At 70.5% G+C, this 26,761-nt stretch carries 22 protein-coding genes and 1 pseudogene; 19 read left to right on the forward strand and 4 right to left on the reverse strand.

Annotated features, from left to right (window positions below):
• Nucleotides 1-27 precede the first annotated feature (27 nt).
• The 8 genes from AB0P41_RS11475 to AB0P41_RS11510 all read left to right on the forward strand — a co-directional run bounded on the left by AB0P41_RS11475 (nt 28) and on the right by AB0P41_RS11510 (nt 8,671).
• Nucleotides 28-1,140 carry a quinone-dependent dihydroorotate dehydrogenase gene (locus AB0P41_RS11475; RefSeq protein WP_365931456.1) on the forward strand — a complete coding sequence of 371 codons (1,113 nt, stop codon included), beginning with the start codon at nt 28-30 and terminating at the stop codon, nt 1,138-1,140.
• On the forward strand, nt 1,137-1,976 hold the full coding sequence (gene pyrF / locus AB0P41_RS11480) for an orotidine-5'-phosphate decarboxylase (protein WP_356712571.1): 840 nt from the start codon (nt 1,137-1,139) through the stop codon (nt 1,974-1,976). Before AB0P41_RS11475 ends, pyrF begins: the two co-directional genes overlap by 4 nt.
• Nucleotides 1,977-2,220: 244 nt before the next feature.
• Nucleotides 2,221-2,544 (forward strand): integration host factor, encoded by a 324-nt coding sequence (locus tag AB0P41_RS11485; protein WP_014157387.1) that lies wholly within the window; start codon nt 2,221-2,223, stop codon nt 2,542-2,544.
• Nucleotides 2,545-2,582: 38 nt separating this feature from the next.
• Complete coding sequence (gene gmk / locus AB0P41_RS11490; protein WP_356712573.1) at nt 2,583-3,200, forward strand: guanylate kinase; 618 nt, start codon at nt 2,583-2,585, stop codon at nt 3,198-3,200.
• A gap of 95 nt (nt 3,201-3,295) precedes the next feature.
• On the forward strand, nt 3,296-3,568 hold the full coding sequence (rpoZ, locus tag AB0P41_RS11495; protein ID WP_003970369.1) for a DNA-directed RNA polymerase subunit omega: 273 nt from the start codon (nt 3,296-3,298) through the stop codon (nt 3,566-3,568).
• A 190-nt stretch (nt 3,569-3,758) separates the two neighbouring features.
• Nucleotides 3,759-4,961: a bifunctional phosphopantothenoylcysteine decarboxylase/phosphopantothenate--cysteine ligase CoaBC gene (gene coaBC, locus AB0P41_RS11500; protein ID WP_356712575.1), complete on the forward strand. Its 1,203-nt coding sequence runs from the start codon at nt 3,759-3,761 to the stop codon at nt 4,959-4,961.
• A 239-nt stretch (nt 4,962-5,200) separates the two neighbouring features.
• A complete protein-coding gene (gene metK / locus AB0P41_RS11505) occupies nt 5,201-6,409 on the forward strand; it encodes a methionine adenosyltransferase (RefSeq protein WP_356712577.1) in 1,209 nt (402 codons plus the stop codon).
• 117 nt (nt 6,410-6,526) lie between these two features.
• A complete protein-coding gene (locus AB0P41_RS11510; protein ID WP_365931459.1) occupies nt 6,527-8,671 on the forward strand; it encodes a primosomal protein N' in 2,145 nt (714 codons plus the stop codon).
• A gap of 148 nt (nt 8,672-8,819) precedes the next feature.
• Here the strand turns inward: AB0P41_RS11510 and AB0P41_RS11515 are convergent, their stop codons facing one another.
• On the reverse strand, nt 8,820-9,332 hold the full coding sequence (locus AB0P41_RS11515) for a hypothetical protein (RefSeq protein ID WP_356712581.1): 513 nt from the start codon (nt 9,330-9,332) through the stop codon (nt 8,820-8,822).
• 258 nt (nt 9,333-9,590) lie between these two features.
• On the opposite strand from AB0P41_RS11515, the gene fmt reads away from it, so the two are divergent.
• From fmt to AB0P41_RS11535, 4 genes are all read left to right on the forward strand, one after another.
• On the forward strand, nt 9,591-10,523 hold the full coding sequence (fmt, locus tag AB0P41_RS11520) for a methionyl-tRNA formyltransferase (RefSeq protein ID WP_365931461.1): 933 nt from the start codon (nt 9,591-9,593) through the stop codon (nt 10,521-10,523).
• Between the two features lie 79 nt (nt 10,524-10,602).
• Complete coding sequence (locus AB0P41_RS11525) at nt 10,603-12,036, forward strand: transcription antitermination factor NusB (RefSeq protein WP_356712585.1); 1,434 nt, start codon at nt 10,603-10,605, stop codon at nt 12,034-12,036.
• Between the two features lie 168 nt (nt 12,037-12,204).
• A complete protein-coding gene (gene rpe / locus AB0P41_RS11530) occupies nt 12,205-12,888 on the forward strand; it encodes a ribulose-phosphate 3-epimerase (protein ID WP_356712587.1) in 684 nt (227 codons plus the stop codon).
• Between the two features lie 138 nt (nt 12,889-13,026).
• A complete protein-coding gene (locus AB0P41_RS11535; RefSeq protein WP_356712738.1) occupies nt 13,027-14,013 on the forward strand; it encodes a sugar-binding domain-containing protein in 987 nt (328 codons plus the stop codon).
• Nucleotides 14,014-14,092: 79 nt separating this feature from the next.
• Here AB0P41_RS11535 and AB0P41_RS11540 read toward each other — a convergent pair whose 3' ends face one another.
• Nucleotides 14,093-15,145, reverse strand: coding sequence for a terpene cyclase (locus AB0P41_RS11540; RefSeq protein ID WP_365931463.1), 1,053 nt, complete (start codon nt 15,143-15,145; stop codon nt 14,093-14,095).
• A 294-nt stretch (nt 15,146-15,439) separates the two neighbouring features.
• Here AB0P41_RS11540 and AB0P41_RS11545 point away from each other — a divergent pair, with 294 nt between their 5' ends.
• The 6 genes from AB0P41_RS11545 to AB0P41_RS11570 all read left to right on the forward strand — a co-directional run bounded on the left by AB0P41_RS11545 (nt 15,440) and on the right by AB0P41_RS11570 (nt 23,195).
• On the forward strand, nt 15,440-16,906 hold the full coding sequence (locus tag AB0P41_RS11545; RefSeq protein WP_356712591.1) for a GuaB1 family IMP dehydrogenase-related protein: 1,467 nt from the start codon (nt 15,440-15,442) through the stop codon (nt 16,904-16,906).
• A gap of 179 nt (nt 16,907-17,085) precedes the next feature.
• Nucleotides 17,086-18,546, forward strand: coding sequence for an aldehyde dehydrogenase family protein (locus AB0P41_RS11550; protein ID WP_356712593.1), 1,461 nt, complete (start codon nt 17,086-17,088; stop codon nt 18,544-18,546).
• A gap of 102 nt (nt 18,547-18,648) precedes the next feature.
• Nucleotides 18,649-19,107, forward strand: a complete 459-nt coding sequence (locus AB0P41_RS11555) for an Lrp/AsnC family transcriptional regulator (RefSeq protein WP_365931465.1) — start codon at nt 18,649-18,651, stop codon at nt 19,105-19,107.
• A gap of 211 nt (nt 19,108-19,318) precedes the next feature.
• Nucleotides 19,319-20,116, forward strand: coding sequence for a carbon-nitrogen hydrolase family protein (locus tag AB0P41_RS11560; RefSeq protein WP_365931466.1), 798 nt, complete (start codon nt 19,319-19,321; stop codon nt 20,114-20,116).
• 48 nt (nt 20,117-20,164) lie between these two features.
• The gene (locus tag AB0P41_RS11565; protein ID WP_365931468.1) at nt 20,165-21,856 is read left to right on the forward strand and encodes an NAD(P)/FAD-dependent oxidoreductase; all 1,692 of its coding nucleotides are present in this window, start codon (nt 20,165-20,167) and stop codon (nt 21,854-21,856) included.
• 223 nt (nt 21,857-22,079) lie between these two features.
• The gene (locus AB0P41_RS11570) at nt 22,080-23,195 is read left to right on the forward strand and encodes a ferric reductase-like transmembrane domain-containing protein (RefSeq protein ID WP_365931470.1); all 1,116 of its coding nucleotides are present in this window, start codon (nt 22,080-22,082) and stop codon (nt 23,193-23,195) included.
• Between the two features lie 48 nt (nt 23,196-23,243).
• Here AB0P41_RS11570 and AB0P41_RS11575 read toward each other — a convergent pair.
• Nucleotides 23,244-24,494, reverse strand: a pseudogene (locus tag AB0P41_RS11575) (solute carrier family 23 protein); the annotation flags it as partial.
• A 73-nt stretch (nt 24,495-24,567) separates the two neighbouring features.
• Here AB0P41_RS11575 and AB0P41_RS11580 point away from each other — a divergent pair.
• Entirely contained in the window at nt 24,568-26,232 is a 1,665-nt protein-coding gene (locus AB0P41_RS11580; RefSeq protein ID WP_365931472.1) for a recombinase family protein, read from the forward strand.
• Nucleotides 26,233-26,595: 363 nt separating this feature from the next.
• On the opposite strand, the gene AB0P41_RS11585 is transcribed toward AB0P41_RS11580, so the two are convergent.
• Nucleotides 26,596-26,757, reverse strand: a complete 162-nt coding sequence (locus AB0P41_RS11585; RefSeq protein ID WP_365931474.1) for a hypothetical protein — start codon at nt 26,755-26,757, stop codon at nt 26,596-26,598.
• Between the last annotated feature and the right edge of the window lie 4 nt (nt 26,758-26,761).

A 26,761-nucleotide genomic window follows, 5' to 3' on the forward strand; every position in this document is an offset into this window, starting at 1 on the left:
TGTCCCCCTCTTCATGAGGACACCGTGATGTACAAACTCTTCTTCCAGCTGGTCTTCAAGCGGATGGACCCGGAGCAGGCGCACCACCTCGCCTTCCGCTGGATCCGCCTCGCCGCCCGCACCCCCGTCCTGCGCACCTTCGTCGCCGCCGCGCTCGCCCCCCGCCACAAGGAACTGCGCACCGAGGCCCTCGGCCTGCGGATGCACGGCCCCTTCGGACTCGCCGCCGGCTTCGACAAGAACGCGGTCGCCATCGACGGCATGTCCATGCTCGGCTTCGACCACATCGAGATCGGCACGGTCACCGGTGAGCCGCAGCCCGGCAACCCGAAGAAGCGGCTGTTCCGCCTCGTCGAGGACCGGGCGCTGATCAACCGCATGGGCTTCAACAACGAGGGCTCCGCGGCCGTGGCCGAGCGCCTGGCCGCCCGCACGCCGGTCTTCCGTACGACCGTCGGTGTCAACATCGGCAAGACCAAGGTCGTCCCCGAGGACGAAGCGGTCGGCGACTACGTGAAGTCCACCGAGCGGCTCGCCGCCCACGCCGACTACCTCGTCGTGAACGTCTCCTCACCCAACACGCCCGGACTGCGCAACCTCCAGGCCACCGAGGCGCTCCGTCCGCTGCTCACCGCCGTGCGCGAGGCCGCCGACCGCACCGTCACCGGCCGGCGCGTCCCGCTCCTCGTCAAGATCGCCCCGGACCTCGCGGACGAGGACGTCGACGCGGTCGCCGACCTCGCCGTCGAGCTCGGTCTGGACGGAATCATCGCCACCAACACCACCATCGCCCGCGAGGGCCTCGGCCTGAGGTCCGGCGCGTCCCTGGTCGAGGAGACCGGCGGGCTCTCCGGCGCGCCCCTCAAGGAGCGCTCGCTGGAGGTCCTGAGCCGCCTGTACGCCCGTGTGGGGACCCGGATCACCCTCGTGGGCGTCGGGGGCATCGAGAACGCCGAGGACGCCTGGCAGCGCATCCTGGCCGGCGCCACGCTCGTCCAGGGCTACAGCGCCTTCATCTACGAGGGCCCGTTCTACGCCCGCGCGGTCCACAAGGGCCTGGCCGCCCGCCTCGCCGCATCCCCGTACGCCACCCTCGCCGACGCCGTCGGCGCCGAGACACGGAAGAAGGCCTTGCTGTGACCCTCGCACCCTTCGGCGCGCGTCTGCGCCACGCCATGGACACCCGCGGGCCGCTCTGCGTGGGCATCGACCCGCACTCCTCCCTGCTCACCTCCTGGGGCCTGAACGACGACGTCGCGGGCCTGGAGCGCTTCACACGTACGGTCGTCGAGGCACTGGCCGACCGGGTCGCCGTGCTCAAACCGCAGTCCGCGTTCTTCGAGCGCTTCGGCTCGCGCGGTGTCGCCGTCCTGGAGAAGGCCGTCGAAGAGGCCCGCGCGGCGGGGGCCCTGGTGCTGATGGACGCCAAGCGCGGTGACATCGGGTCGACCATGGAGGCGTACGCGGCGACCTACCTCCACAAGGACTCGCCGCTCTTCTCCGACGCGGTCACCGTCTCGCCGTACCTCGGCTTCGGTTCGCTGCGCCCCGCGCTGGAGGCCGCCGAGATCTCCGGCGCGGGAGTCTTCGTGCTCGCCCTCACCTCCAACCCGGAGGGCGCGGAGGTCCAGCGGGCCACCGCCGCGGACGGACGGCCGCTGGCCCAGGTGATGCTCGACCACATGGCCGCCGAGAACGCGGGGGCGGCGCCTCTCGGCTCCGTCGGTGCGGTGGTCGGTGCCACGCTCGGGGACGCGGGTGCGGATCTGGCGATCAACGGTCCGCTGCTCGCCCCCGGAATCGGTGCCCAGGGTGCGACCGCCGCGGATCTGCCCGGTGTGTTCGGTGCGTCGGTCGGCAATGTGGTGCCGAGCGTGAGCCGGGGCGTGCTCCGCCACGGACCGGACGCGTCAGGGCTGCGCGAAGCCGCCGGACGGTTCGCGGACGAGGTCCGTGCGGCCGTCTCGGAAGGCTGACCATGCCACGTAACAGCCTGTTGACGGAATTCTGACCAGAAATCCGGGTTGTTATGGCCGAAATGTCCGGGTCGATCGATGCTGACCAGGACTTTTCCGCTGTTCTCGCTGACTCAGGCGGCCTTGGCCGCTAGTCTCCGTCGAGAGCCAATGAGCACAGGTTGTTCGTTGCTCACCAGGTGTGGTGCCACCAGGTTCCCCACCGGTCCGTATCCGACAGATCGACATCCGAGGTGACGTAGGCGTGGCTCTTCCGCCCCTTACCCCTGAACAGCGCGCAGCCGCGCTCGAAAAGGCCGCCGCGGCTCGCCGGGAGCGGGCCGAGGTCAAGAATCGACTCAAGCACTCCGGCGCCTCGCTCCACGAGGTCATCAAGCAGGGCCAGGAGAACGACGTCATCGGCAAGATGAAGGTCTCCGCCCTTCTCGAGTCCCTGCCGGGCGTGGGCAAGGTCCGCGCCAAGCAGATCATGGAGCGTCTCGGTATCTCCGAGAGCCGCCGTGTCCGGGGTCTTGGCTCCAACCAGATCGCATCCTTGGAGCGTGAGTTCGGCGGCAGCGCCGCCTGACGTTCTCAGGCACTCCTGAGAGCGGGGATAATCGCCCCATGGCTGCAACATCCCGGGGGACGTCCCCCGTACCCCCGGACGCACGTCCGCGGCTGACCGTGCTCTCCGGCCCCTCAGGGGTCGGCAAGAGCACGGTCGTCGCTCATATGCGCAAGGTTCACCCCGAGGTCTGGCTCTCGGTGTCCGCGACGACCCGTAAGCCGCGCCCCGGCGAGCGCAACGGCGTCCACTACTTCTTCGTCGAGGACGAGGAGTTCGACAAGCTGATCGCCAACGGTGAACTGCTGGAGTGGGCCGAGTTCGCCGGCAACCGGTACGGCACGCCGCGCCGGGCCGTGCTCGATCGCCTGGAGGCGGGCGAGCCGGTGCTGCTGGAGATCGACCTCCAGGGCGCCCGGCTGGTCCGCCAGTCGATGCCCGAGGCGCAGCTCGTCTTCCTGGCGCCGCCCGGCTGGGACGAGCTGGTGCGCCGGCTCACCGGCCGCGGCACGGAGTCGCAGGAAGTGATCGAGCGCCGGCTCGCCGCGGCGAAGGTCGAGCTGGCCGCCGAGGCGGAGTTCGACATCACGCTCGTCAACACCTCGGTCGAGGACGTGGCGCGCGAGCTGCTAACGTTGATGCTGCAGGCTTCCGGCCTCCGTGGTACCGACGACTGATTGACCTGTCCGCACCACGGACGCAGAGCATCACCACTGCGGAACCAGCATGATCAAAGATCTCTTTGATCTCTATCCCCTTCGGAAGGCAGAGAGTGTCCTCTTCCATCACCACGCCCGAGGGCATCATCAACCCGCCGATTGATGAGCTCCTCGAGGCCACCGACTCGAAGTACAGCCTGGTCATCTACGCCGCCAAGCGCGCGCGTCAGATCAACGCGTACTACTCGCAGCTCGGCGAAGGCCTCCTCGAGTACGTCGGTCCGCTCGTCGACACCCACGTGCACGAGAAGCCGCTCTCGATCGCGCTCCGCGAGATCAACGCGGGCCTGCTGACCTCCGAGGCCATCGAGGGCCCCGCGCAGTAAGCAGGCGGCAGGAAACGCACCTTCACCACAGGCCCGGCGGTCGGTACCGCCGGGCCTGTGGTGTGTCCCGCGCCACCCACGGGATCCGCCGTACCCCCCGGACCGTGTCCGGGGCGGTGAGGCAGCATGGGGTGCGTACGTCACGAGGCCGCACGCGAGTGCGCGGAGAACACGAGTGCGGGGAGACGCAGTGGAGAAGCCCAAGGTCGTCCTGGGGGTCAGCGGAGGCATCGCCGCGTACAAGGCGTGCGAGCTGCTGCGCAGGCTGACCGAGTCCGGCCACGACGTACGGGTCGTCCCGACCGACGCGTCGCTGAACTTCGTGGGGGCGGCAACCTGGTCGGCCCTCTCCGGGAACCCCGTGTCGACCGAGGTCTGGGAGAGCGTGCACGAGGTGCCACACGTCCGGATCGGTCAGGGCGCCGATCTCGTCGTGGTGGCGCCCGCCACCGCCGACATGCTCGCGAAGGCCGCCCACGGGCTCGCCGACGACCTCCTGACCAACACGCTGCTCACCGCGCGCTGCCCCGTCGTCTTCGCGCCCGCGATGCACACGGAGATGTGGGAGCACCCAGCCACCCAGGAGAACGTCGCCACCCTGCGCCGCCGCGGTGCCGTCGTCATCGAGCCCGCCGTCGGCAGGCTCACCGGTGTGGACACGGGCAAGGGGCGGCTGCCGGACCCGGGGGAGATCTTCGAGGTCTGCCGGCGCGTCCTGGCCCGGGGCGCGGGGACACCCGACCTCGCGGGGCGTCACGTGGTGGTCAGCGCGGGCGGCACGCGTGAGCCGCTGGACCCGGTGCGCTACCTGGGCAACCGTTCCTCCGGCAAGCAGGGCTACGCCCTGGCCCGCACCGCCGTCGCCCGTGGAGCCCGGGTCACGCTGATCGAGGCGAACACCGGGCTGCCCGACCCCGCGGGCGCCGACGTGGTGCGCGCCGGGACGGCCGTGCAGCTGCGCGAGGCCGTGCTGAAGGCGGCGGCCGACGCCGACGTCGTGGTGATGGCCGCGGCCGTCGCCGATTTCCGGCCCGCCGCCTATGCGACGGGGAAGATCAAGAAGAAGGACGGCCAGGAGCCCGCCCCCATCGCGCTCGTCCGCAATCCGGACATTCTCGCCGAGGTCGCCTCCGACCGCGTCCGGGAGGGGCAGCTCGTCGTCGGATTCGCGGCGGAGACCGACGACGTCCTCCGTAACGGCCGCGAGAAGCTCCGCCGCAAAGGCTGTGACCTCCTCGTGGTGAACGAGGTGGGGGAGCGCAAGACCTTCGGGTCGGAGGAGAACGAAGCGGTCGTGCTCGGCGCCGACGGCAGTGAGACCCCTGTGCCGTACGGACCGAAGGAAGCGCTTGCCGACACGGTTTGGGACCTGGTGGCCGCGCGTTTCGGCTAGATTGCACACACGCCGTCACGGCGGAACAGTGTCATGACATTCGGCCATATCTCGCACCCGGAAGGAGGGATTGTCGTACCGACGTCAACAGTGCCGCAGGTCACAGACCTCCCAAGGGGCGAGACGCGTGCCCCAATCACCGGAAGCGACCGATAAACTGGTCGACGGAATGTGCCGGGCGCAGCTCCCGGAGTTCCGACAATGATCAGCCAGCAGCCGCTGCAACCCCAGGGAGCGATGTGTCCCGCCGTCTCTTCACCTCGGAGTCCGTTACCGAGGGCCACCCCGACAAGATCGCTGACCAGATCAGCGACACGATTCTCGACGCGCTCCTGCGTGAGGACCCCTCCTCGCGCGTCGCCGTCGAGACCCTGATCACCACCGGTCTGGTGCATGTCGCGGGTGAGGTCACGACCAAGGCCTACGCCGACATCCCCAACCTTGTGCGCAACAAGGTGCTGGAGATCGGCTACGACTCCTCCAAGAAGGGCTTCGACGGAGCCTCCTGCGGCGTCTCGGTGTCCATCGGGGCGCAGTCCCCGGACATCGCCCAGGGTGTCGACACCGCGTACGAGAAGCGGGTCGAGGGCGATGAGGACGAGCTCGACAAGCAGGGCGCGGGCGACCAGGGGCTGATGTTCGGCTACGCCTGCGACGAGACGCCCGAGCTGATGCCGCTTCCGGTGCACCTCGCGCACCGGCTCTCGCGCCGGCTCTCCGAGGTCCGCAAGAACGGGACCATCCCGTACCTGCGCCCCGACGGCAAGACCCAGGTCACCATCGAGTACGACGGCGACAAGGCCGTCCGCCTCGACACGGTCGTCGTCTCCTCGCAGCACGCCTCGGACATCGACCTGGACTCGCTGCTCGCGCCCGACATCCGCGAGTTCGTCGTCGAGCACGTCCTCGGGCAGCTGATCGAGGACGGAATCAAGCTGGACACCGACGGCTACCGCCTCCTGGTCAACCCGACCGGCCGCTTCGAGATCGGCGGCCCGATGGGAGACGCGGGTCTCACCGGCCGGAAGATCATCATCGACACCTACGGCGGCATGGCCCGCCACGGCGGCGGCGCCTTCTCCGGCAAGGACCCGTCCAAGGTCGACCGCTCGGCCGCGTACGCCATGCGCTGGGTCGCCAAGAACGTCGTGGCGGCCGGGCTCGCCACCCGCTGCGAGGTCCAGGTCGCCTACGCGATCGGCAAGGCCGAGCCGGTGGGTCTGTTCGTCGAGACCTTCGGCACCGCCGCGGTCGACACGGAGAAGATCGAGCACGCGATCGGCGAGGTCTTCGACCTCCGCCCGGCCGCGATCATCCGCGACCTCGACCTGCTTCGCCCGATCTACGCCCAGACCGCGGCGTACGGGCACTTCGGCCGCGAGCTCCCGGACTTCACCTGGGAGCGCACCGACCGCGTGGAAGCGCTGCGCAGGGCGGCGGGCATCTAGCACCGCCTGCCGATTGCACGACCGGGGCCCGGACACCGTACGAGGTGTCCGGGCCCCGCCCGTGCGGGCCTTCCGGGCCGCCGGGGCGTGTCAGTGGTGTCTGGTAGGAATGTGGCTGTGAGCAGCGACGACGAGCGGTCCGACGAGCCCGGGTCCGGGGCACCGGAGCAGCTTGCGCTCATCCGGGAGACGGTGCGCCGGGCCAAGGTGCCCCGAGCCAAGCCTCGGACGTGGCGGGGCGCCCCGCTCGCCGGGAGGCTCCCGGTCGCCCGCGTCCTGGTGAACAAGGGCGCACTCCACCTCGACCAGTACTTCGACTACGCCGTCCCCGAGGAGCTCGACGCGGACGCGCAGCCCGGTGTCCGGGTGCGGGTGCGCTTCGGGGCCGGAGGACGTCAGGTCCGCGGCGGGCGGCGCGAGGGCGGCGGGCTGATCGACGGCTTCCTGATCGAGCGGCGGGCCTCGTCGGACTACCAGGGAGCGCTGGCGGCCCTCGCCTACGTCGTCTCGCCCGAGCCGGTCCTCGGCCCGGAGCTGCTGGAGCTCGCGCGCGCCGTCGCCGACCGTTACGCCGGAAGCCTCGCGGACGTGCTGCAGCTCGCGGTGCCGCCGAGGAATGGCCGCGCCGAGTCCAAGCCCTCACCGGCCCCCCTGCCGCCGCCTCCAGCCCCGCAGCCCGGCACCTGGGAGCGCTATGCCCAGGGCCCCGGCTTCCTGCGGGCCCTGGCAGAGGGCGGCGCGCCCCGGGCCGTCTGGACCGCGCTGCCCGGACCGCACTGGCCCGAGGAGACCGCCCGAGCGATGGCCGCCACCCTGGCGTCGGGCCGGGGTGCGCTCGTCGTCGTACCGGACGGGCGCAGTGCCGGGCGGGTCGACGCCGCGCTCACCGCGGTGCTGGGGGAGGGGCGCCACGCGCTGCTGACCGCCGAGTCGGGACCGGAGAAGCGGTACCGCCAGTGGCTGGCCGTCCGGCGCGGCTCCGTGCGCGCGGTGGTCGGGACCAGGGCCGCGATGTTCGCCCCGGTCGCAGACCTGGGCCTGGTGGCCCTCTGGGACGACGGTGACTCCAGCCACAGCGACGACAACGCCCCCTTCGCACACGTCAGAGAGGTCCTGGAACTGCGGGCCGCGCACGGCCGCTGCGCCTTCCTGCTCGGCTCCACGAGCTGCACGGTGGAGGCCGCCCAGCTGGTCGAGAGCGGCTGGGCCCTGCCCCTGCGCGCGGACCGGGACCAGCTGCGGGCCACCGCCCCCCTCGTGCGTACCGTCGGCGACGGGGAGCTCGCACGGGACGGCGCCGCCCGCTCCGCGCGGCTGCCCAGCCTGGCCTGGCAGACCGTGCGGGAGGGCCTGCGCAGCGGCCCCGTGCTCGTCCAGGTGCCGCGCCGGGGCTACGCGCCCAGACTGGCCTGCGAACGCTGCCGCGAACCCGCCCGGTGCCGTCACTGCGCGGGGCCGCTCCAGGCACCCGACCAGCAGGACCTCGACTGCGCCTGGTGCGGGCGGGCCGAGACGGCCTGGTCCTGCGCCGCCTGCGGTGGCGTCCGGCTGCGGGCGCAGATCGTCGGTGCCCGCAGGACCGCCGAGGAGCTGGGGCGGGCGTTTCCCGCCGTTCCGGTGCGGACGTCAGGGCGGGACCATGTGCTGGACTCCGTGCCGGATCAGCCCGCCCTGGTGGTCAGCACCCCCGGGGCGGAGCCGGTGGCCGAGGGCGGTTACGCGGCGGCGCTGCTGCTGGACGGCTGGGCGATGGTCGGCCGGCCCGACCTGCGGGCGGGCGAGGAGGCCCTTCGGCGCTGGACGGCAGCCGCCGCGCTGGTCCGGGGGCAGCCGGAGGGCGGCACCGTGGTCATCATGGCCGAGCCGACCCTCCGGCCCGTGCAGGCCCTGGTCCGCTGGGACCCGGTCGGTCATGCCCGGCGTGAGCTCGCGGAACGCGCCGAGCTCGGCTTCCCTCCGGTGTCCCGGATGGCCTCCGTGACCGGTCCGCCGGAAGCGGTGGCCGCCTACCTCGCCGGAGCGGACCTGCCGCCCGAGGCGGAGGTGCTCGGTCCGGTCCCCGTGCCGGCGCCCACTCCCGGCAGGCCCCGCCGGCAGGGGGACGCACCCACCGGCGAGACCTGGGACCGAGCGCTGGTCCGTGTCCCGCCGGGGCGGGGAGCGGCGCTGGCGGCCGCCCTGAAGACGGCGCTGGCGGCGCGGACGGCCAAGGGCACCGGCGACCCCGTACGGATCAGGATCGATCCGCCGGACATCGGCTGAGGCGGGGCGGAGAGGCCGTCCCGCGTCTCCGCCCCGCCATGCGCCGTCGCGGCCCGCGGCTTCGCCGTCCCGCGCGCCATCGCTGGTCGCGCCTTCGCCGTCCCGCCGTCTACGTCTCGCCGTCTACGTCCCCCGCCTTCGCCGTCCGTCAGCCGTTGCGCGGCCCGGGGAAGGCGCCGGGGCGGTCCGACGGCTGCGGCGGCATGGAGCGGGCCGTGGGAACGGTCGGCAGCACGGAGGAGGCGGCCGGCGTCACAGGCACCGCGCGGTTCGCGTTCTCCGAGGCGGCCTCCGCCGAACCGGGCTGCGGGGTCGTGCGCCGTGCGCCGTAACGCCGGTGCACCGCCTGCTTCGTGACCCCCAGGGCGGAACCCACCGCGTCCCACGAGAAACCCAGCGAGCGGTCGAAGTCCACCGCCGCGGTGACCAGCGTCTCGACGCTGTCCCGAAGTTCCTGGGCGAGCCGGACCGTCGGGGCCGGCGCCCTGCCGTAGACGACGAAGCCCGCGGACGGGCCGGAGCGGCGCGGACGGTAGACATTGCCCAGCTGCGCAGTGAGGGTACGCAGCGCGTCCACCTGCCGCCGGACCCGCTCGATGTCCCGCACCAACAGGTGCAGACTGGCACGCGCCTGGGCGTCGTGGGTTGCGTGGTCGGCCATGAAGAAGCCTCTCGAACCGGCGTTGAAAGGGATCGGGCCGCGCGGCGGCGGCCCACTTCGGTCAATCTCACTTGACCAACGCGTCACCCGGCCATGTGGTCACGCAATAGGGGCGTATGTGCATATGCGCGGGGCGCGCGTACCTGCGTACGCCCCCCGGCCGCCGGCCCGGGGAGCCGGGCGGGACCTCGGAGCGACCCCCTAGACTGGTGTGCTGCTCGCCACGTACGTACCGGCCCGAGAGGCAGTCCGCCACCCATGAAGCTCGTCTTCGCAGGCACCCCCGAGGTCGCCGTTCCCGCTCTGGACGCCCTGATCGCCTCCGAGCGCCACGAGGTGGCCGCCGTGGTGACCCGCCCCGACGCTCCGGCCGGGCGGGGCCGCCGACTGGTCGCCAGCCCCGTCGCCGAACGCGCCGAGGAAGCCGGCATCGAGGTGCTCAAGCCCGCCAGGCCGCGCGACGAGGACTTCCTGGCGCGGCTGCGGGAGATCGCACCGGACTGCTGCCCCGTCGTCGCCTACGGCGCCCTGCTGCCCAAGATCGCGCTCGACGTGCCTGCCAGGGGCTGGGTCAATCTGCACTTCTCCCTGCTGCCCGCCTGGCGCGGGGCAGCGCCCGTGCAGCACTCGGTGATGGCCGGCGACGAGGTCACCGGCGCGTCGACCTTCCTGATCGAGGAGGGGCTGGACTCCGGTCCGGTCTACGGCGTCCTCACCGAGGAGGTCCGGCCCACCGACACCAGCGGGGACCTGCTCACCCGGCTGGCCTTCGCCGGGGCGGGGCTGCTCGCGGCGACCATGGACGGCATCGAGGACGGCACCCTGCACGCCGTCCCGCAGCCCGCCGAGGGCGTCACCCTCGCGCCCAAGATCACCGTCGAGGACGCCCAGGTGCAGTGGTCCGCCCCCGCCCTCCGGGTCGACCGGGTCGTGCGCGGCTGCACCCCCGCGCCGGGGGCGTGGACGCTCTTCCGCGGGGAGCGCCTCAAGCTGGTCCAGGCGGTGCCCGTCCTGGACCGTACGGACCTCACCCCCGGGGAGCTGTCCGCGGGCAAGAACAACGTGTACGTGGGCACCGGCTCGCACGCCGTGGAGCTCCTCTGGGTCCAGCCGCAGGGCAAGAAGCCGATGCGGGCCGCCGACTGGGCCCGGGGCGTGCGCATCGCCCACGGGGAGCTCCTGGGGCTCTGAGGTCCCGGGGGAGGGGGCGGGCCCCGGCGACGTACGCTGGACGGGTTCGTCCCCTCACCATCAGCGGAGCACCTTTCACGTGAACGACCAGCAGCGTCGCCGTCCCTCCACACCGCACCGGCGTCCCAAGAAGGACCCGGTCCGGTTCCTCGCCTTCGAGGTGCTCAGGGCCGTCGACGAGCGCGACGCCTACGCCAACCTCGTCCTCCCCCCGCTGCTGAAGAAGGCACGCGCCAAGGGCGACTTCGAGGGCCGGGACGCGGCGCTGGCCACCGAGCTGGTCTACGGGACGCTGCGCCGGCAGGGCACCTACGACGCGATCGTCGCAGCCTGCATCGACCGGCCGCTGCGCGAGGTCGACCCGCCCGTGCTCGACGTGCTCAACATGGGTGTCCACCAGCTGCTCGGCACCCGCATCCCCACCCACGCGGCCGTCTCCGCCAGTGTGGAGCTGGCGCGGGTGGTGCTGGGCGAGGGCCGCGCCAAGTTCGTCAACGCCGTGCTGCGCAAGGTCTCCGCGCACGACCTCGACGGGTGGGTGGAGCGCGTCGCGCCCGCGTACGACGAGGACGCGGAGGAGAACCTCTCCGTCGTCCACTCGCACCCCCGCTGGATCGTCTCCGCTCTCTGGGACGCCCTGGGCGGTGGCCGCGCCGGGATCGAGGACCTGCTGGAGGCCGACAACGAGCGGCCCGAGGTGACGCTGGCCGCCCGCCCCGGCCGCTCCACCACCGAGGAGCTGCTGGACGCACTCGGCGAGGAGAGCGGTCTTCCCGGCCGCTGGTCGCCGTATGCCGTGCGGATGGCCGAGGGCGGCGAGCCCGGCGCCCTGGCCGCCGTACGGGACGGCAGCGCCGGTGTGCAGGACGAGGGCAGCCAGCTCGTCGCCGTCGCCCTGGCCAACGCCCCCGTCGAGGGCGACGACACCCGGTGGCTGGACGGCTGCGCCGGCCCGGGCGGCAAGGCCGCGCTGCTGGCCGCGCTCGCCGCCGGACGCGGCGCGACCCTGCTCGCCGCCGAGAAGCAGCCGCACCGCGCCCGGCTCGTCGAGCGCACGCTGGCCGGCAACCCGGGGCCGTACCAGGTGATCACCGCCGACGGCACCAGGCCGCCGTGGCGGCCCGGCTCCTTCGACCGGGTCCTCATGGACGTCCCCTGCTCCGGCCTCGGCGCGCTGCGCAGGCGCCCGGAGTCCCGCTGGCGGCGCCGCGCGGAGGACCTGGAGGGCTTCGCCCCCCTGCAACGCGGCCTGCTGCGCGAGGCGTTGAAGGCCGTACGGGTCGGCGGGGTCGTCGGTTACGCGACCTGCTCACCGCACCTCGCGGAGACCAGGGTCGTCGTCGAGGACGTGCTCAAGGGGCGCGGCGGGGAACCGTTCGAGGCGGAGTGGGTCGACGCCCGTCCGCTGCTGCCCGGAGTCCCCGCACTGGGCGACGGGCCCGACATCCAGCTCTGGCCGCACCTGCACGGCACCGACGCGATGTACCTCGCGCTGCTGCGCCGCACGGGCTGACGCGACCCGGCGGCGCCCCGGTGGGTACGGGGGAGGACCGCACCGGCTGATCACACGACGTGATCACGGGGGCGGAATGACCGGGAATGCGCGAACCGTGATGATCCCGTGAGGCTTTGAGGCGCACCGGGGCGGGGAAGTGCCGCCCGGCATGGCAGGCTTGGGTGCATGGCCCAGATCAACCCCAGCATCCTGTCCGCCGACTTCGCCCGCCTCGCCGAGGAGGCGAAGGCCGTGGAGGGCGCCGACTGGCTCCATGTAGATGTCATGGACAACCATTTCGTGCCCAACCTGACCCTCGGCGTGCCCATCGTGGAGGCGCTGAGCAAGGCGACGGACACCCCGCTGGACTGCCATCTGATGATCGAGGACGCGGACCGGTGGGCCCCGCAGTACGTCGAGGCCGGTGCGGGCTCCGTCACCTTCCACGCGGAGGCCGCGGCGGCGCCCGTGAGGCTGGCCCGGGAGATCAGGGCGAAGGGCGCCCGCGCCTCCATGGCGCTCAAGCCCGCGACGCCCGTCGAGCCGTACGAGGACCTGCTCCCCGAGCTCGACATGCTGCTGATCATGACGGTGGAACCCGGCTTCGGCGGACAGGCGTTCCTGGACATCATGCTGCCGAAGATCCGCCGTACGCGTGAGCTGATCTCCAAGCACGGTCTGGAGCTGTGGCTCCAGGTCGACGGCGGGGTCTCGGCCACCACCATCGAGCGGTGTGCCGAGGCCGGCGCGGACGTGTTCGTCGCCGGCTCGGCGGTGTACGGGGCCGAGGACCCGGCCGAGGCGGTGCGGGCGCTGCGCGCACAGGCGGACACGGTCACGGCTTCCGCACCCTGGGCATGCGGCCACTGAACCAACCTCGGATGAACGCAGCCCGACGGGGCTGATCAGGGATCGTCGCATCTGACAGGATGAACGGCGTATCAGCGTGTGAACAGCAGTGAGGAGATCGCGGTGTCTGGCATCTCGGCGGGTCGGTCAGCCATGCGGATGGGACCCGCGGAGCTGGTGCAGGCGGCGGCCATGGCCCGCCGGTTCTACCTCGAGGGAAAGTCGAAGATCCAGATCGCCGAGGAGTTCGGCGTCAGCCGCTTCAAGGTGGCCCGGGTCCTGGAGACGGCCCTCGAGCGTGATCTCGTACGGATCGAGATCCGGGTACCGGCGGAGCTGGACGCGGAGCGCTCCGACGCGCTCCGGGCACGCTACGGCCTGCGGCACGCCGTCGTGGTCGAGTCTCCCGCGGAGGAGCAGGACGACGCCGCCGACCCGGAGAACCTGGGTGAGGTGGCGGCCGACCTGCTCGGCGAGCTGGTGAACGAGGGCGATGTGCTGGGCCTGGCCTGGGGCCGCTCCACCATCCACATGGCGGCGGCCCTCGACCGGCTGCCCCCGTGCACGGTCGTGCAGCTCACCGGCGTCTACGACGCGGGTACGGCCGAGCGCGGCTCGGTCGAGGCGGTGCGCCGCGCCGCACAGGTGTCCGGCGGCGAGGCGCACCCGATCTACGCCCCGATGCTGCTGCCCGATCCGGCGACGGCGGCCGCGCTGCGCCACCAGACGGGGATCGCCCGCGCCTTCGAGTACTTCGACAAGGTGACGGTCGCCGCGGTCTCCATCGGATCCTGGGAGCCCGGCATCTCCACCGTCCACGACATGCTCTCGGACGAGGAGCGCGCCCACTACGCCTCGCTCGGTGTGGCGGCGGAGATGTCCGCCCACCTCTTCGACGCGAACGGACGCCGGGTCGGCAGGGACCTCGGCGAGCGGTGCATCACCGTGGAGGCCGACCGGCTGCGCCGCATCCCCGAGGTGGTGGCCATCGCCGGAGGGCAGCGGAAGGCGGCGGCGATCGGCGCGGTGCTGCGCTCGGGGCTGGTCACCAGCCTCGTCACGGACACCGCGGCCGCGGACTACCTCCTGACGGAGTTCGCCGCGGGACAGCGCCCGGCACTGGAGCGGGCCGACCCCGACGACTGACCGAGGGACATGACGGAGGCCGGACACCGCGGGTGTCCGGCCTCCGTCATGTCCGGCTCCACCGGCCGTCGTTCCGGCTTCAGCCGCTGCCGCCCGCGCCCAGCCGCGCGTGGTCCGGGCTCACTCCGAGCACGGACTCCTCCAGATAGGCCGCGGGTTCCGCGTACTGGCTGACGTCCGCCGGGTTGTAGCGGGGGGTCTGCCGTGACCAGTCCAGGTTGCCGCGCATCCAGCTCCGCATCCCGTCGAGATACGGCACGAGCAGGTCCGACAGCTCCGGGTACAGGGCGAGCAGCTCGGCCTCCGCGGCGAGGAAGCGTCTCGTCTCGGTGGCTATCTCCGCGCACACGTGCTCCAGCGCCTGGCGCTCACCGTAGCCGCGGTGGTGCCGGACCAGATGGACGAGATTGTGGATCTCGCCCAGCACCTGCTCCTTCTCGTAGGAGTAGACGTCGTTCGCCCAGCACACGACGTTGCACGCGGCTTCGAGCGCCGTGATGAACCGGGCGTCGTTGTGGACCGACTCGGGTGCCCCGATGCCGGCCACGATCTCTATCAGGTCCATGCACACATGGATGGCCCCGGTGTGCCGGCGCTTGGCGATGTACGTCGCCTCGGACGGCACGACCCCGTCGGCGCGGTTCCCCGCCTCCCAGGTGGTGGCGGTCGTCAGATACGTCATGAGGTGCCAGGTGAAGCGGGCGCGCCAGTGCGGGGCGACCCCCGGGACCGTACGTTCCCACAGGTCGGCCAGGGCGACGAGCGCGGCGGGGGCGTCCTCGTCCGCCAGGGACGCGGGAGCACCGCCCTCGATCACGGTACGCATCCGCTCCACCACGTCGCGTACGCGTTCGGGGCTGCGGCCCAGGTGCCCGTCGTCCAGCTGGTCGTCGACGAGGAAGAGCCAGACGAACCAGTCGGCCACCAGGTCGAGGTGCTCGCTGTCGGCCGTCGGGTGGACCATGCCCACGAAGGCGCCGAAGTCGGCCTGCTCGAAGCGCTTCCTGGCCGATTCCCGGTGCACCAGACCGGTGCGCCGCGTCCAGGCGTCGAGGTGCTCCCGGGTGTGAGCCACATGCGGATTGCTCCGCTGGGGGAACGGGCAGTAGATATCGGGCAGTTCGCTCTCCACAGGCGGATCCCCATCCTCTCCGGCCAAACGCGTGACAGGTGTTCCGGGCTCGCGGGCGGTGTCGCGCCTACCGCATGGACCTGCGGATTTGAAGCTACCTGACCCCTCGTCACCCGGTCCAGGGATAGTGATCGCGAAGGAGCGAATCCTGTTCGGGTAGGGTCCATGGGTAAGGCAGGTTTCCACTTGCCCGGCCCCCGGGCAGCCTCCTTGGAGGAACTGACGAACGCGGGGGCCCATTGCTGTGTCTTCGTGGAAACGACCTGCGCCGTTTCGTATGAAAAAATGGGTCTTATGCGTTTTCTTGAGCCCGGCACCGGTCGCTACACGGCCTCTCCCTCGGTCCCCTACGACCTCACATACGACGATGTCTTCATGGTCCCCGGCCGTTCCGCGGTCGGCTCCCGGCAGGCCGTGGACCTCTCGTCGCCGGACGGCAGCGGCACCACCATCCCCCTCGTCGTCGCGAACATGACCGCCATCGCGGGCCGCCGCATGGCCGAAACCATCGCCCGCCGCGGTGGTCTGGTCGTGATCCCGCAGGACATCCCGATCGAGGTCGTCACCGAGGTCATCGGCTGGGTCAAGAAGCGCCACCTCGTGCTCGACACGCCCATCGTGCTGGCCCCCGGCCAGACCGTCGCCGACGCGCTGTCCCTCCTGCACAAGCGGGCCCACGGAGCCGGTGTCGTCGTCGATGCCGAGAACCGTCCGGTCGGCGTCGTCACCGACCACGACCTGACCGGCGTGGACCGTTTCACCCAGCTCTCCGAGGTCATGTCCAAGGACCTGGTGGTGCTCGACGCGGACATCGATCCGCGTGAGGCCTTCAACAAGCTCGACGGCGCCAACCGCAAGCTCGCCCCGGCGGTCGACGCGGACGGCCGGCTCGTCGGCATCCTCACGCGCAAGGCCGCGCTGCGCGCGACGCTCTACACCCCCGCGACGGACGCGGACGGCAAGCTGCGGATCGCGGCGGCCGTCGGCATCAACGGCGATGTGGCGGGCAAGGCCAAGCAGCTCCTGGACGCCGGTGTCGACACCCTGGTCGTGGACACCGCCCACGGGCACCAGGAATCCATGATCAGCGCGGTCGCCGCCGTTCGGGCGCTCGACCCGGCCGTGCCGATCGTCGCGGGCAACGTGGTGGCCGCCGAGGGAGTGCGTGATCTGATCGAGGCCGGCGCCGACATCATCAAGGTCGGTGTGGGCCCCGGCGCGATGTGCACCACCCGCATGATGACCGGTGTCGGCAGGCCGCAGTTCTCCGCCGTGCTGGAGTGCGCCGCCGAGGCGAAGAAGCACGGCAAGCACGTCTGGGCGGACGGAGGTGTCCGGCACCCGCGCGACGTGGCGATGGCTCTGGCAGCCGGCGCGTCCAACGTGATGATCGGTTCCTGGTTCGCCGGGACGTACGAGTCGCCCGGCGACCTCCAGCAGTCCGCCGACGGGCGGTACTACAAGGAGTCGTTCGGGATGGCCTCGGCGCGCGCGGTCAAGAACCGCACCTCGGAGGAGTCCGCCTACGACCGCGCCCGCAAGGGGCTGTTCGAGGAGGGCATCTCGACCTCGCGGATGTTCCTCGACCCCACCCGCCCCGGTGTGGAGGACCTGATCGACTCGATCATCGCCGGCGTCCGCTCGTCCTGCACCTACGCGGGCGCGTCCTCGCTCGAGGAGTTCGCCGAGAAGGCGATCGTGGGTGTGCAGAGCGCCGCGGGCTATGCGGAGGGCAAGCCGCTCCACGCCAGCTGGAACTGACGCCGGCGTCCCGCTGTACGAGTGCCCTTCCCTGCCGTCCGTGCGGGGAGGGGCACTTGTCGCATGTACGCCGAGGTTCGTTCCTCAGGAGAGCACTCCCGTCTCCCCTTCAACTTGGTTGAAGGATAAGTAATATGAGCCGCAATCAGCTGCCCGCCCCTCTGCGGTAAAGGGATTCCATGAGCTCCTTCTTCACCGACCTGGCCCAGCAGTACATCGACGGCGAGTGGAGGCCGGGGAAGGGGTCCTGGGACATCATCGACTTCGACCCGTACAGCGGCGAGAAGCTCGCCTCGGTGACCGTCGCGACGGCCGGTGAGGTCGACCAGGCATACCGCGCCGCCGAGCGGACCCAGCCGGGATGGGCCGACACCAACCCGTACGCCCGGCGGGCGGTGCTGGAGAAGGCGCTGCGGGTCGTCGAGGAGCGCGAGGCCGAGATCGGTGAGGCGATCGTCGCGGAGCTGGGCGGGACCCGGCTCAAGGCGGGCTTCGAGTTGCACCTGGCCAAGGAGTTCCTCCGCGAGGCGGCCCAGCTCGCGCTGCGGTCCACCGGGCAGATACTTCCCTCGCCGACCGAGGGCAAGGAGAACCGCGTCTACCGGCTGCCCGTCGGGGTCGTGGGTGTCATCAGCCCCTTCAACTTCCCCTTCCTGCTGTCGCTCAAGTCGGTCGCGCCGGCGCTGGCCCTCGGCAACGCCGTGGTCCTCAAGCCGCACCAGAACACCCCGGTCTGCGGCGGCACCCTGATCGCCAAGGTGTTCGAGGAGGCGGGGCTTCCCGCCGGACTGCTGAACGTCGTGGTCACCGACATCGCCGAGATCGGCGACGCCCTGCTGGAACACCCCGTTCCGCAGGTCATCTCCTTCACCGGCTCGGACAGGATCGGCCGGCACGTCGCGACGGTCTGCGCGGCCAACCTCAAGCGCGCGGTGCTCGAACTCGGCGGCAACAGCGCGCTGATCGTCCTCGACGACGCGGATGTGGACTACGCCGTCGACGCGGCCGTCTTCAGCCGCTACATCCACCAGGGCCAGGTCTGCATGGCGGCCAACCGCATCCTGGTGGACCGCTCCGTGGAGCAGGAGTTCACCGAGAAGTTCGTCGCCAAGGTCGCCTCCCTCCGCGTCGGTGACCCGGCCGACCCCGCGACCCACATCGGCCCGCTGATCAGCTCCTCCCAGGCCGACGCAGTGTCCAAGCTCGTCGACGAGACCGTGGCGGCGGGCGCCACGGCACTGCTGCACGGCCGGACCGAGGGCAATGTGGTGAGCCCGTCCGTCCTCACCGGCCTCGCCGCCGATTCCCCCGTCCTGCAGCAGGAGATATTCGGGCCGGTGGCCCTGCTCGTCCCCTTCGACGGCGAGGACGAAGCCGTCCGGATCGCCAACGACACCCCGTACGGGCTGAGCGGCGCGGTCCACACCGCCAACATCGAGCGGGGCGTACGGGTGGGGCAGCGCATCCGCACCGGCATGATCCACATCAACGACGGCACCGTCCACGACGAGCCCATCGTCCCCTTCGGCGGGGAGAAGAACTCCGGCCTCGGGCGCCTGAACGGTGAGTCGATGCTCGAGGCGTTCACCACGCAGAAGTGGATCTCGGTCCAGCACGGCCGCTCGGAGTTCCCCTTCTGACCTGCGGTGCGCCGCGGTGAGCACCCCGCGCCGTGGTCTACTTCGGGGGCGGCCCGCGTGCCGCCCCCGGAATCTCCGCCGCAGAGAAGTGACCCACCCGAAGTGCGCCTGAACGACCTCGACGAACGCATCGTCCACGCCCTCGCCGAGGACGCCCGCCGCTCCTACGCGGACATCGGCGCCCTCATCGGCCTCTCGGCTCCCGCGGTGAAGCGCCGCGTGGACCGGCTGCGCGCCGAAGGAGCCATCACGGGGTTCACCGTGCGGGTCGACCCGGCGGCGCTCGGCTGGGAGACCGAGGGTTTCATCGAGATCTACTGCAGCCGCAACACCGCCCCCGAGGCGATCAAGCGGGGCCTCTCCGCCTATCCGGAGATCGCGTCCGCGTCCACGGTGACGGGCGACGCCGACGCGGTCGTACAGGTCTTCGCCTCCGACATGCGCCACTTCGAGCAGGTGCTGGAGCGGATCGCCGGCGAGCCGTTCGTCGAGCGGACCAAGTCGGTCCTCGTGCTCTCCCCGCTGCTGCGGCGTTACTCCTCCTCCGGCCCGCCCGCCTGACCTCGGTCTTCAGGCCCGGGGCGGGCGCGAGGGGAGACCGAAATCACTCGCCCGGCCCGCCGAGCCGCGCCGCGCAACGAATCACCGCCCCGAGTGATTTCCACGCAACGGATCGACGGTGAAGGCGCAACAATCGGGCCTTGTCGGCCGTGATCCCCGCGCCGTACCTTCAATACGTCTCCCCACCCCACCCGTCCCGCCGAGGTCAGCCATGCCGCCGTTGCGCACCGCCCTGCTCCAGAGCTCCGGACGAGCCGGCGCCGTGGACGACAACCTCGCGGCACTCGACGAGGCCGCCGCACGGGCCGCCGCCGCGGGTGCCCGGCTGCTCGTCTGCCCGGAGCTGTTCCTCACCGGGTACGCCATCGGGGACGCCGTCCCCGGGCTGGCCGAACCCGCGGACGGCCCCGCCGCGCGAGCCGTCGCCGGGCTCTGCGTACGCCACGGCCTCGCCATCCACTACGGGTACCCGGAGCGGGCGGGCGAGGAGATCTTCAACGCGGCACAGCTCATCGGCCCCGACGGGACGCCGCTCGCCAACTACCGCAAGACCCACCTCTACGGCGGCTTCGAGGAGAAGTGGTTCACCCCGGGCGAGCAGCCCGTGGTGCAGGCCGAGCTCGACGGCGTACGGATCGGGCTGCTGATCTGCTACGACGTCGAGTTCCCGGAGAACGTACGCGCGCACGCCCTGGCCGGCACCGAACTGCTGCTCGTCCCGACCGCGCTGATGCAGCCCTACACGTTCGTCGCCGAATCCGTCGTGCCGGTCCGCGCCTTCGAGAACCAGCTCTACATCGCGTACGTCAACAGGGCCGGCAAGGAAGGCGAGTTCGACTTCACCGGACTGAGCTGCCTGGCCGGCCCCGACGGCACGGCCCGCGTCCGCGCCGGCCGCGGCGAGGAACTGCTCGTCGGCGAGGCCGACCCCGGGCTGCTCGCCGGGTCGCGCGCCGCCAACCCGTACATCGAGGACCGGCGGCCGGGCCTGTACGGCTCGCTGGTCTGAGCACCCGCCCCCCCGCCCCACGCTCACCCCGCAAGGAGTCCGTACCCCATGACGTCCACGGTGCCCAACGCCGTCCAGCACACCGACGCGCAGCCGCCGATCACCATGTTCGGACCGGACTTCCCGTACGCCTACGACGACTTCCTCGCCCACCCGGCGGGCATAGGGCAGATACCCGCCACCGAGCACGGCACCGAGGTCGCCGTCATCGGCGGTGGGCTCTCCGGCATCATCACCGCCTACGAGCTCATGAAGATGGGGCTGAAGCCCGTCGTCTACGAGGCGGACCGGATCGGCGGCCGGCTGCGCACCGTCGGCTTCGACGGCTGCGACCCCTCCCTGACCGCCGAGATGGGTGCCATGCGCTTCCCGCCCTCGTCCACGGCGCTCCAGCACTACATCGACCTGGTGGGCCTGGAGACGAAGCCGTTCCCCAACCCGCTCTCCCCGGCCACCCCCTCGACCGTCGTCGACCTCAAGGGCGAGTCCCACTACGCGCGCACCATCGACGACCTGCCCCAGGTGTACCGCGAGGTGATGGACGCCTGGAACTCCTGCCTGGAGGAGGGCGCGGACTTCTCCGACATGAACCGCGCGATGCGGGAGCGCGACGTACCGCGCATCCGGGAGATCTGGGCGCAGCTCGTCGAGAAGCTCGACGACCAGACCTTCTACGGCTTCCTCTGCGGCTCCGACGCCTTCGCCTCCTTCCGGCACCGCGAGATCTTCGGCCAGGTCGGCTTCGGCACCGGCGGCTGGGACACCGACTTCCCCAACTCCATCCTGGAGATCCTCCGCGTCGTCTACACCGAGGCCGACGACCACCACCGGGGGATCGTCGGCGGCAGCCAGCAGTTGCCGCTGCGCCTGTGGGAGCGGGAACCGCAGAAGACCGTGCACTGGCCGTCCGGCACGTCGCTGTCCTCCCTGCACGGCGGGGAACCGCGCACCGCCGTGACCCGGCTCGACCGCACGGCGGGGAACCGGATCACGGTCACCGACGCATCCGGTGACATCCGTACCTACCAGGCGGCGGTCTTCACCGGACAGTCCTGGCTGCTGCTCTCCAAGATCGCCAGCGACGACGCGCTCTTCCCCATCGACCACTGGACGGCGATGGAGCGCACCCACTACATGGAGTCCTCCAAGCTGTTCGTGCCCGTCGACCGGCCGTTCTGGCTCGACAAGGACGCCTCCACCGGCCGGGACACGATGTCCATGACGCTCACGGACCGGATGACCCGGGGGACGTACCTCCTGGACGACGGGCCCGACAAGCCGGCCGTCATCTGTCTCTCCTACACGTGGTGCGACGACAGCCTGAAGTGGCTCCCGCTCTCCCCGAACGAGCGCATGGACGTCATGCTCAAGTCGCTCGGCGAGATCTATCCGGGCGTCGACATCCGCAAGCACGTCATCGGCAACCCGGTCACCGTCTCCTGGGAGAACGAGCCGTACTTCATGGGCGCGTTCAAGGCGAACCTGCCCGGCCACTACCGCTACCAGCGGCGTCTGTTCACCCACTTCATGCAGGACCGGCTGCCCGCCGACAAGCGCGGCCTGTTCCTCGCGGGCGACGACATCTCGTGGACGGCGGGCTGGGCCGAGGGAGCCGTACAGACCGCGCTGAACGCCGTGTGGGGCGTGATGGCACAGTTCGGCGGGGCCACCGACCCGGCGAATCCGGGGCCGGGCGACGTCTTCGACGAGATCGCGCCGGTCGAGCTCCCGGAGGGCTGAGGCGGCCCCGCGGCCTCAGCGGCAGGCCGGCCTGCCGCTGAAATACCGGAACAACGAAGCTGAATTGCCCCGTGCATATACAAATGGGTGCTTGATCGCCGTCTTCCCCGGCGGGAAGAGTGCCGTTACCCTCCACCGTGAGGAGCCTGGAAACCAAAAGTGCTGCTACGGATTTCCGCTTTCGCTGTTCTGCGGTGAGTAGCAGGGAAGGCGGAGTCGAGTGGTGGCGCATTCTTCCGGATCGGTGAAGCCGCCTCCGCGGCGGACGAAGGAAGGGGCTCGTTTCGACTGGTCGGCGCTACGTGCCGATCTGCGGGGAGCCCTGCCCGACGCCTCGCTGGCCCTGGTGGTCACCGGGTTGATCTACTGGCTGCTCTACGTCCGCATCGAGAACGGCACTTCGGCGACCATCAAGATCATGCCGATGCTCGAGGACGCCGACGCGTTCTGGATGTACTGGATGTGTCAGGCGTTCGGCTGGTCGGCGATGCTCTGGGCCTACGTCACCGTGATATTCGGCTTGTTACGTTCCGGGCCGAGACCTGGTGGGAAGTGGCTGTCGGCAGCCAGGCTGGAGAAGTGGCACCGCACCACGAGCCTGACCACCATCGGTCTGATGTTCATGCACGCGTTATTCTTCCTGACCGAACAGATCCGGACCAATCAGGATCAGTGGCCGCTCGGGCGAAGCGTGTGGACCGCTTTCGTCGATGTATTCGTGCCCGGCGGATACGCCACCGGCACGGGGCGAGTCGCTGTTCTGGTGGGCTTGCTGGCTTTCTATCTGGCCATCCCTCTGGGGTTCGCCTTCTATCTCCGGCACAGGACCGGATCCCGTGTGTGGCTGGCCCTGCACCGTTTCGCCATCGTGGTCTACATCCTCAGTGCCTGGCACACCCTGCTGTACACCACCCAGGGGTGGTACGACGGGCCGTTCCGCACCATGCTCTGGGCGCTGCAGCTCCCGATAGCCGTGCTGCTCCTGGTCCGCCTGATGGCACCGGCCCGCCCGAGCGAACGCCTGAAACCGCGTGGCCCGCGGCACCGCGACATCGCGCTGCCGATCAGCGCGCGGGTGTTCGGTCGCGTCGTGGCGGCGGCCACGGTCCTGGGCCTCGTGGCCGTCATCGCCACCGGCGTGGACGGTGGACGCTCCCCGGAGGACGCCCCTCTCGCACCGTGGCCCGACAAATCGGTGATCTGGGCCGGACTGACGCTCTTCACCCTGATCGTGGCCGCCACGGTCATCAGGGTCAGGCGCCGGACCACCGCCGCGGCCCGACCGAGAACCTCTGAGGAGCCGTCGCCCGGAAGCGCTCCCCACCCCCGGGACCTGTGAACTCCGCCGGGGGCCGCGACCCCCGGCGGTATCACCGGCACCGACCCGTCAGTCCTTACGGGCCGGCGGTTCCTCGTCGTACTGGGACGTGCCCGAGTCCAGCAGGGGCTCCTGGGTCTTGAGGTGCGCCGGGGCGAACGCCCGGAGCGCGTGGTAGCCGGTGATCACGACGAGCGTGCCGAGCGCGATGCCGCTCAGCTCGAAGTTGTCGGTGATCTTCAGGCTGACACCGCCGACGCCGATGATGATGCCCGCGGCGGCCGGTACGAGGTTGAGGGGGTTGCGCAGGTCGACCTTGGCGTTCAGCCAGATCTGGGCGCCCAGCAGGCCGATCATGCCGTACAGGATCACGGTGATGCCGCCCAGCACCCCGCCGGGGATCGCGGCCACGACCGCGCCGAACTTGGGGCAGAGGCCGAACAGCAGCGCGAAGAAGGCCGCTGCCCAGTAGGCCGCGGTGGAGTAGACCCGGGTCGCCGCCATCACGCCGATGTTCTCGGAGTACGTGGTGTTGGGCGGGCCGCCGACGGCCGTGGACAGCATCGAGGCGGCGCCGTCCGCGGCGATCGCGGTGCCCAGCTTGTCGTCGAGCGAGTCACCGGTCATCTCGCCGACGGCCTTCACGTGCCCGGCGTTCTCGGCGATCAGGGCGATGACGACCGGCAGCGCGACCAGGATCGCGGACCACTCGAAGCTCGGCGCGTGGAAGGACGGCAGCCCGATCCAGTCCGCGTCCGCCACGGCCGACAGATCCAGCCGCCAGTGGTCGACGGCCTCCGCGCCGCCGGCCGGGGAGTGGATCTTCCCGAAGACCAGGTCGAGCACCCAGGACAGCACATAGCCGAAGACGAGCCCGAGGAAGATCGCGATACGCGAGAAGAACCCGCGCAGACAGACCACGGCCAGCCCGGTGAACAGCATCACCAGCAGGGCCGTCCACTGGTCCTGCGGCCAGTACGTCGACGCGGTGACGGGTGCCAGGTTGAAGCCGATCAGCATCACGACGGCGCCGGTCACCACGGGAGGCATCGCCGCGTGGATGATCCGCGCGCCGAACCGCTGCACCACGAGCCCCACCAGGAACAGCACGGCGCCGACCACCAGGACCGCACCGGTGACGGTGGCACTGCTGCCGCCGCTGGCACGGATGGTGGCTGCCACGCCCACGAAGGAGAGCGAGCACCCCAGATAGCTGGGCACCCTGCCCTTCGTCGCCAGCAGGAAGATGGCCGTGGCGACACCGGACATCATGATGGCGAGGTTCGGGTCGAGGCCCATCAGGACGGGCGCCACGAATGTCGTGCCGGACTTTCCATGATGAGATGCCGTCGCCGGCGCGGTCACAGGGCCGGGAACGTGGGAAGGAACGACGATGGCAGGCAGCGGGACGGGGCGCTCGCGACGAGCGCTGATCTACATCCGGGTCAGTACGGCCAGGGACGACATGATCAGCCCGGAGCTGCAGCAATTCCAGGGCGAGACGCTTGCGGCCAAGGAGGGCATGCAGCTGGTGGGGAAGCCCATCATGGACCTGGGTAAGACGGGACGCTCCTTCGGCGAACGCCAGATTTCCAAGATCATTGGGATGGCTGAGCGAGAGGAGTTCGATGTCCTCATCCTGTGGGTCTGGTCGCGCTTCGGCCGGAACATGAAGGACTCCCTGACCAACCTCGACCGGCTCACCGAGCTGGGCATCGAAGTCCGCGCGGTCAAGGAGGACTTCGATGGGCGGACGAACATCGGCCGTTTCGCGATCCGGCAGATGCTCAACATCGCTGAGCTGTTCAGCGATCAGCAGGCAGACGTGTGGAAGGAATCCATAGCCCGACGCCGGCGCAAGGGTCTTCCGCACGCGAACCAGGGGCGGTTCGGCTACTACCGATGTGACACCTGCCCTCCCCGGAAGTCCGGTGTTCCGCTGGAGACCTGCCCGGCCTGCAAGGAAGGCATACTCAAGGTCGATCCAGTGCTGGGGCCCAAGCTGGCTGATGCTTGGCGGCGGGTAGCCACCGGTGAGTTCATCGCCCACATCACGCATGAGTGGTACGCGGAAGGTGTCGTCGATCCGGCCTCGGGCAAGCCCGTGACGCCCGGGCGCCTGTACGAAATCTTTGACTCCGGCTTCGGCCTCGGCTTCGTGCGCTACCGGTTGCCTGAGCAACAGCACGTCCTGCGAACGGACCGGGACGGGGTCAAGCGCCGGGGACGCAACAGGTCACGCAGGCCGGAGACGTTCGGGCTGTACTTGCCGGGCAAACACGAACCCGTGATCAGTGACCGGGCTGAGTGCGAGCGCGTCTGGGACGCCTATCTCGACCGCCGTGGTGATACGCCGAAGACGGCTGCTCGTGAGCGAGCAGAGATCCGCTACTCGGCGACCGGGCTGGTCTTCTGCTCAGCATGCGGGGGCCCGATGCACGCCCTGCTCAGGGCGAAGAAGATCCGGAAACCCCCGGTCGACGGCCGCCCCGATCCGTTCGACGTGACGTGGCGGTGCCGCCAGTACGCCGAACTCGGTTCTTGCCGCGGATCCGGGTACGGAAATCTTGAACACATCGAAGACCGTGTACTTGACTGGCTCATGGAGAACGCGAAGGGCGGCCAGGACATGGAGACGCGTGTGCGCCGGAGCCAGACGGCACTGAAGCCGAATGACTCCGCAGTCCGGCTCGCCGGCATCGAACGGGAACTGGAGAGGCTGGTGCGACAGGAGGACAAGCTCACCGACAGCTTGGTGGACGGTCTGATCAATGAGGACGCCGCCCGCCGCAAGCAGGAGCGGATCAACGCTCGTCGCGAGAAGCTTGAGACGGAGCGTCAGCAGCTTTCCAAGCGTCGAGAGCGCATGGTTTCCCAGCCCGGGGCGGTGGCCTTCAAGAGCTTGGTGGACGAGTGGGAAAAGGCGACCCTGAACACCAGGAACAAGCTGATCAAAACGGTCGTGCGCGGGATTCACGTCCGCAAGGGACGCGGATTGCCGCTGAAGGAGAAGTACCAGATCATTCCCATGTGGGAGGCACGTCCCGTGGCAGCGTAGGGAGCGCCTTCTGCGGTTGGTGCTGGCCTGTGGGGCTACCTTGATGCGGGTGTTTCATGCTTGGCCTGCGCACCGCCGGACCCGGACTCATGGCGCGTCACCACCATGGCGGCCAAGACGTCCCAGAACACCTCCCAGCAGTCGTCCTCGCTCGGCATCGGAGTGTGTGCGACGTTCATGGGGTGCGGTTACCTCCGGGGCAGGATCGGAGCCACCAGCTGCAGACGCGGCTGGTGGTCTCGGAGGGTCCACGGTGTCGATGTTGGGCGATATCGCCCTGCCGTCAATCCGTGGTAACGGCCTCGCGGAGCCAACCGGATCCGGCTGAAGACTGTCTCCCTCGCACTCGACCACCTCGCCTGGCTACCGATGCTCGCCCTGACCGGCGACACCCGCCGCTGGGAACCCAAGAAGCTCCGCCTGCGGCAGTTCTCCGCCGCCGCCCAATTCGTGAACACCGACCACCGACACGGGCTGCGTCTGCCCCCCCGGATGGTCATGGACGCCCGTGATCACCAGCGCCATGAAC

The sequence above is a fragment of the Streptomyces sp. NPDC079167 genome (genome assembly GCF_040686735.1).
Lineage (GTDB): Bacteria > Actinomycetota > Actinomycetes > Streptomycetales > Streptomycetaceae > Streptomyces.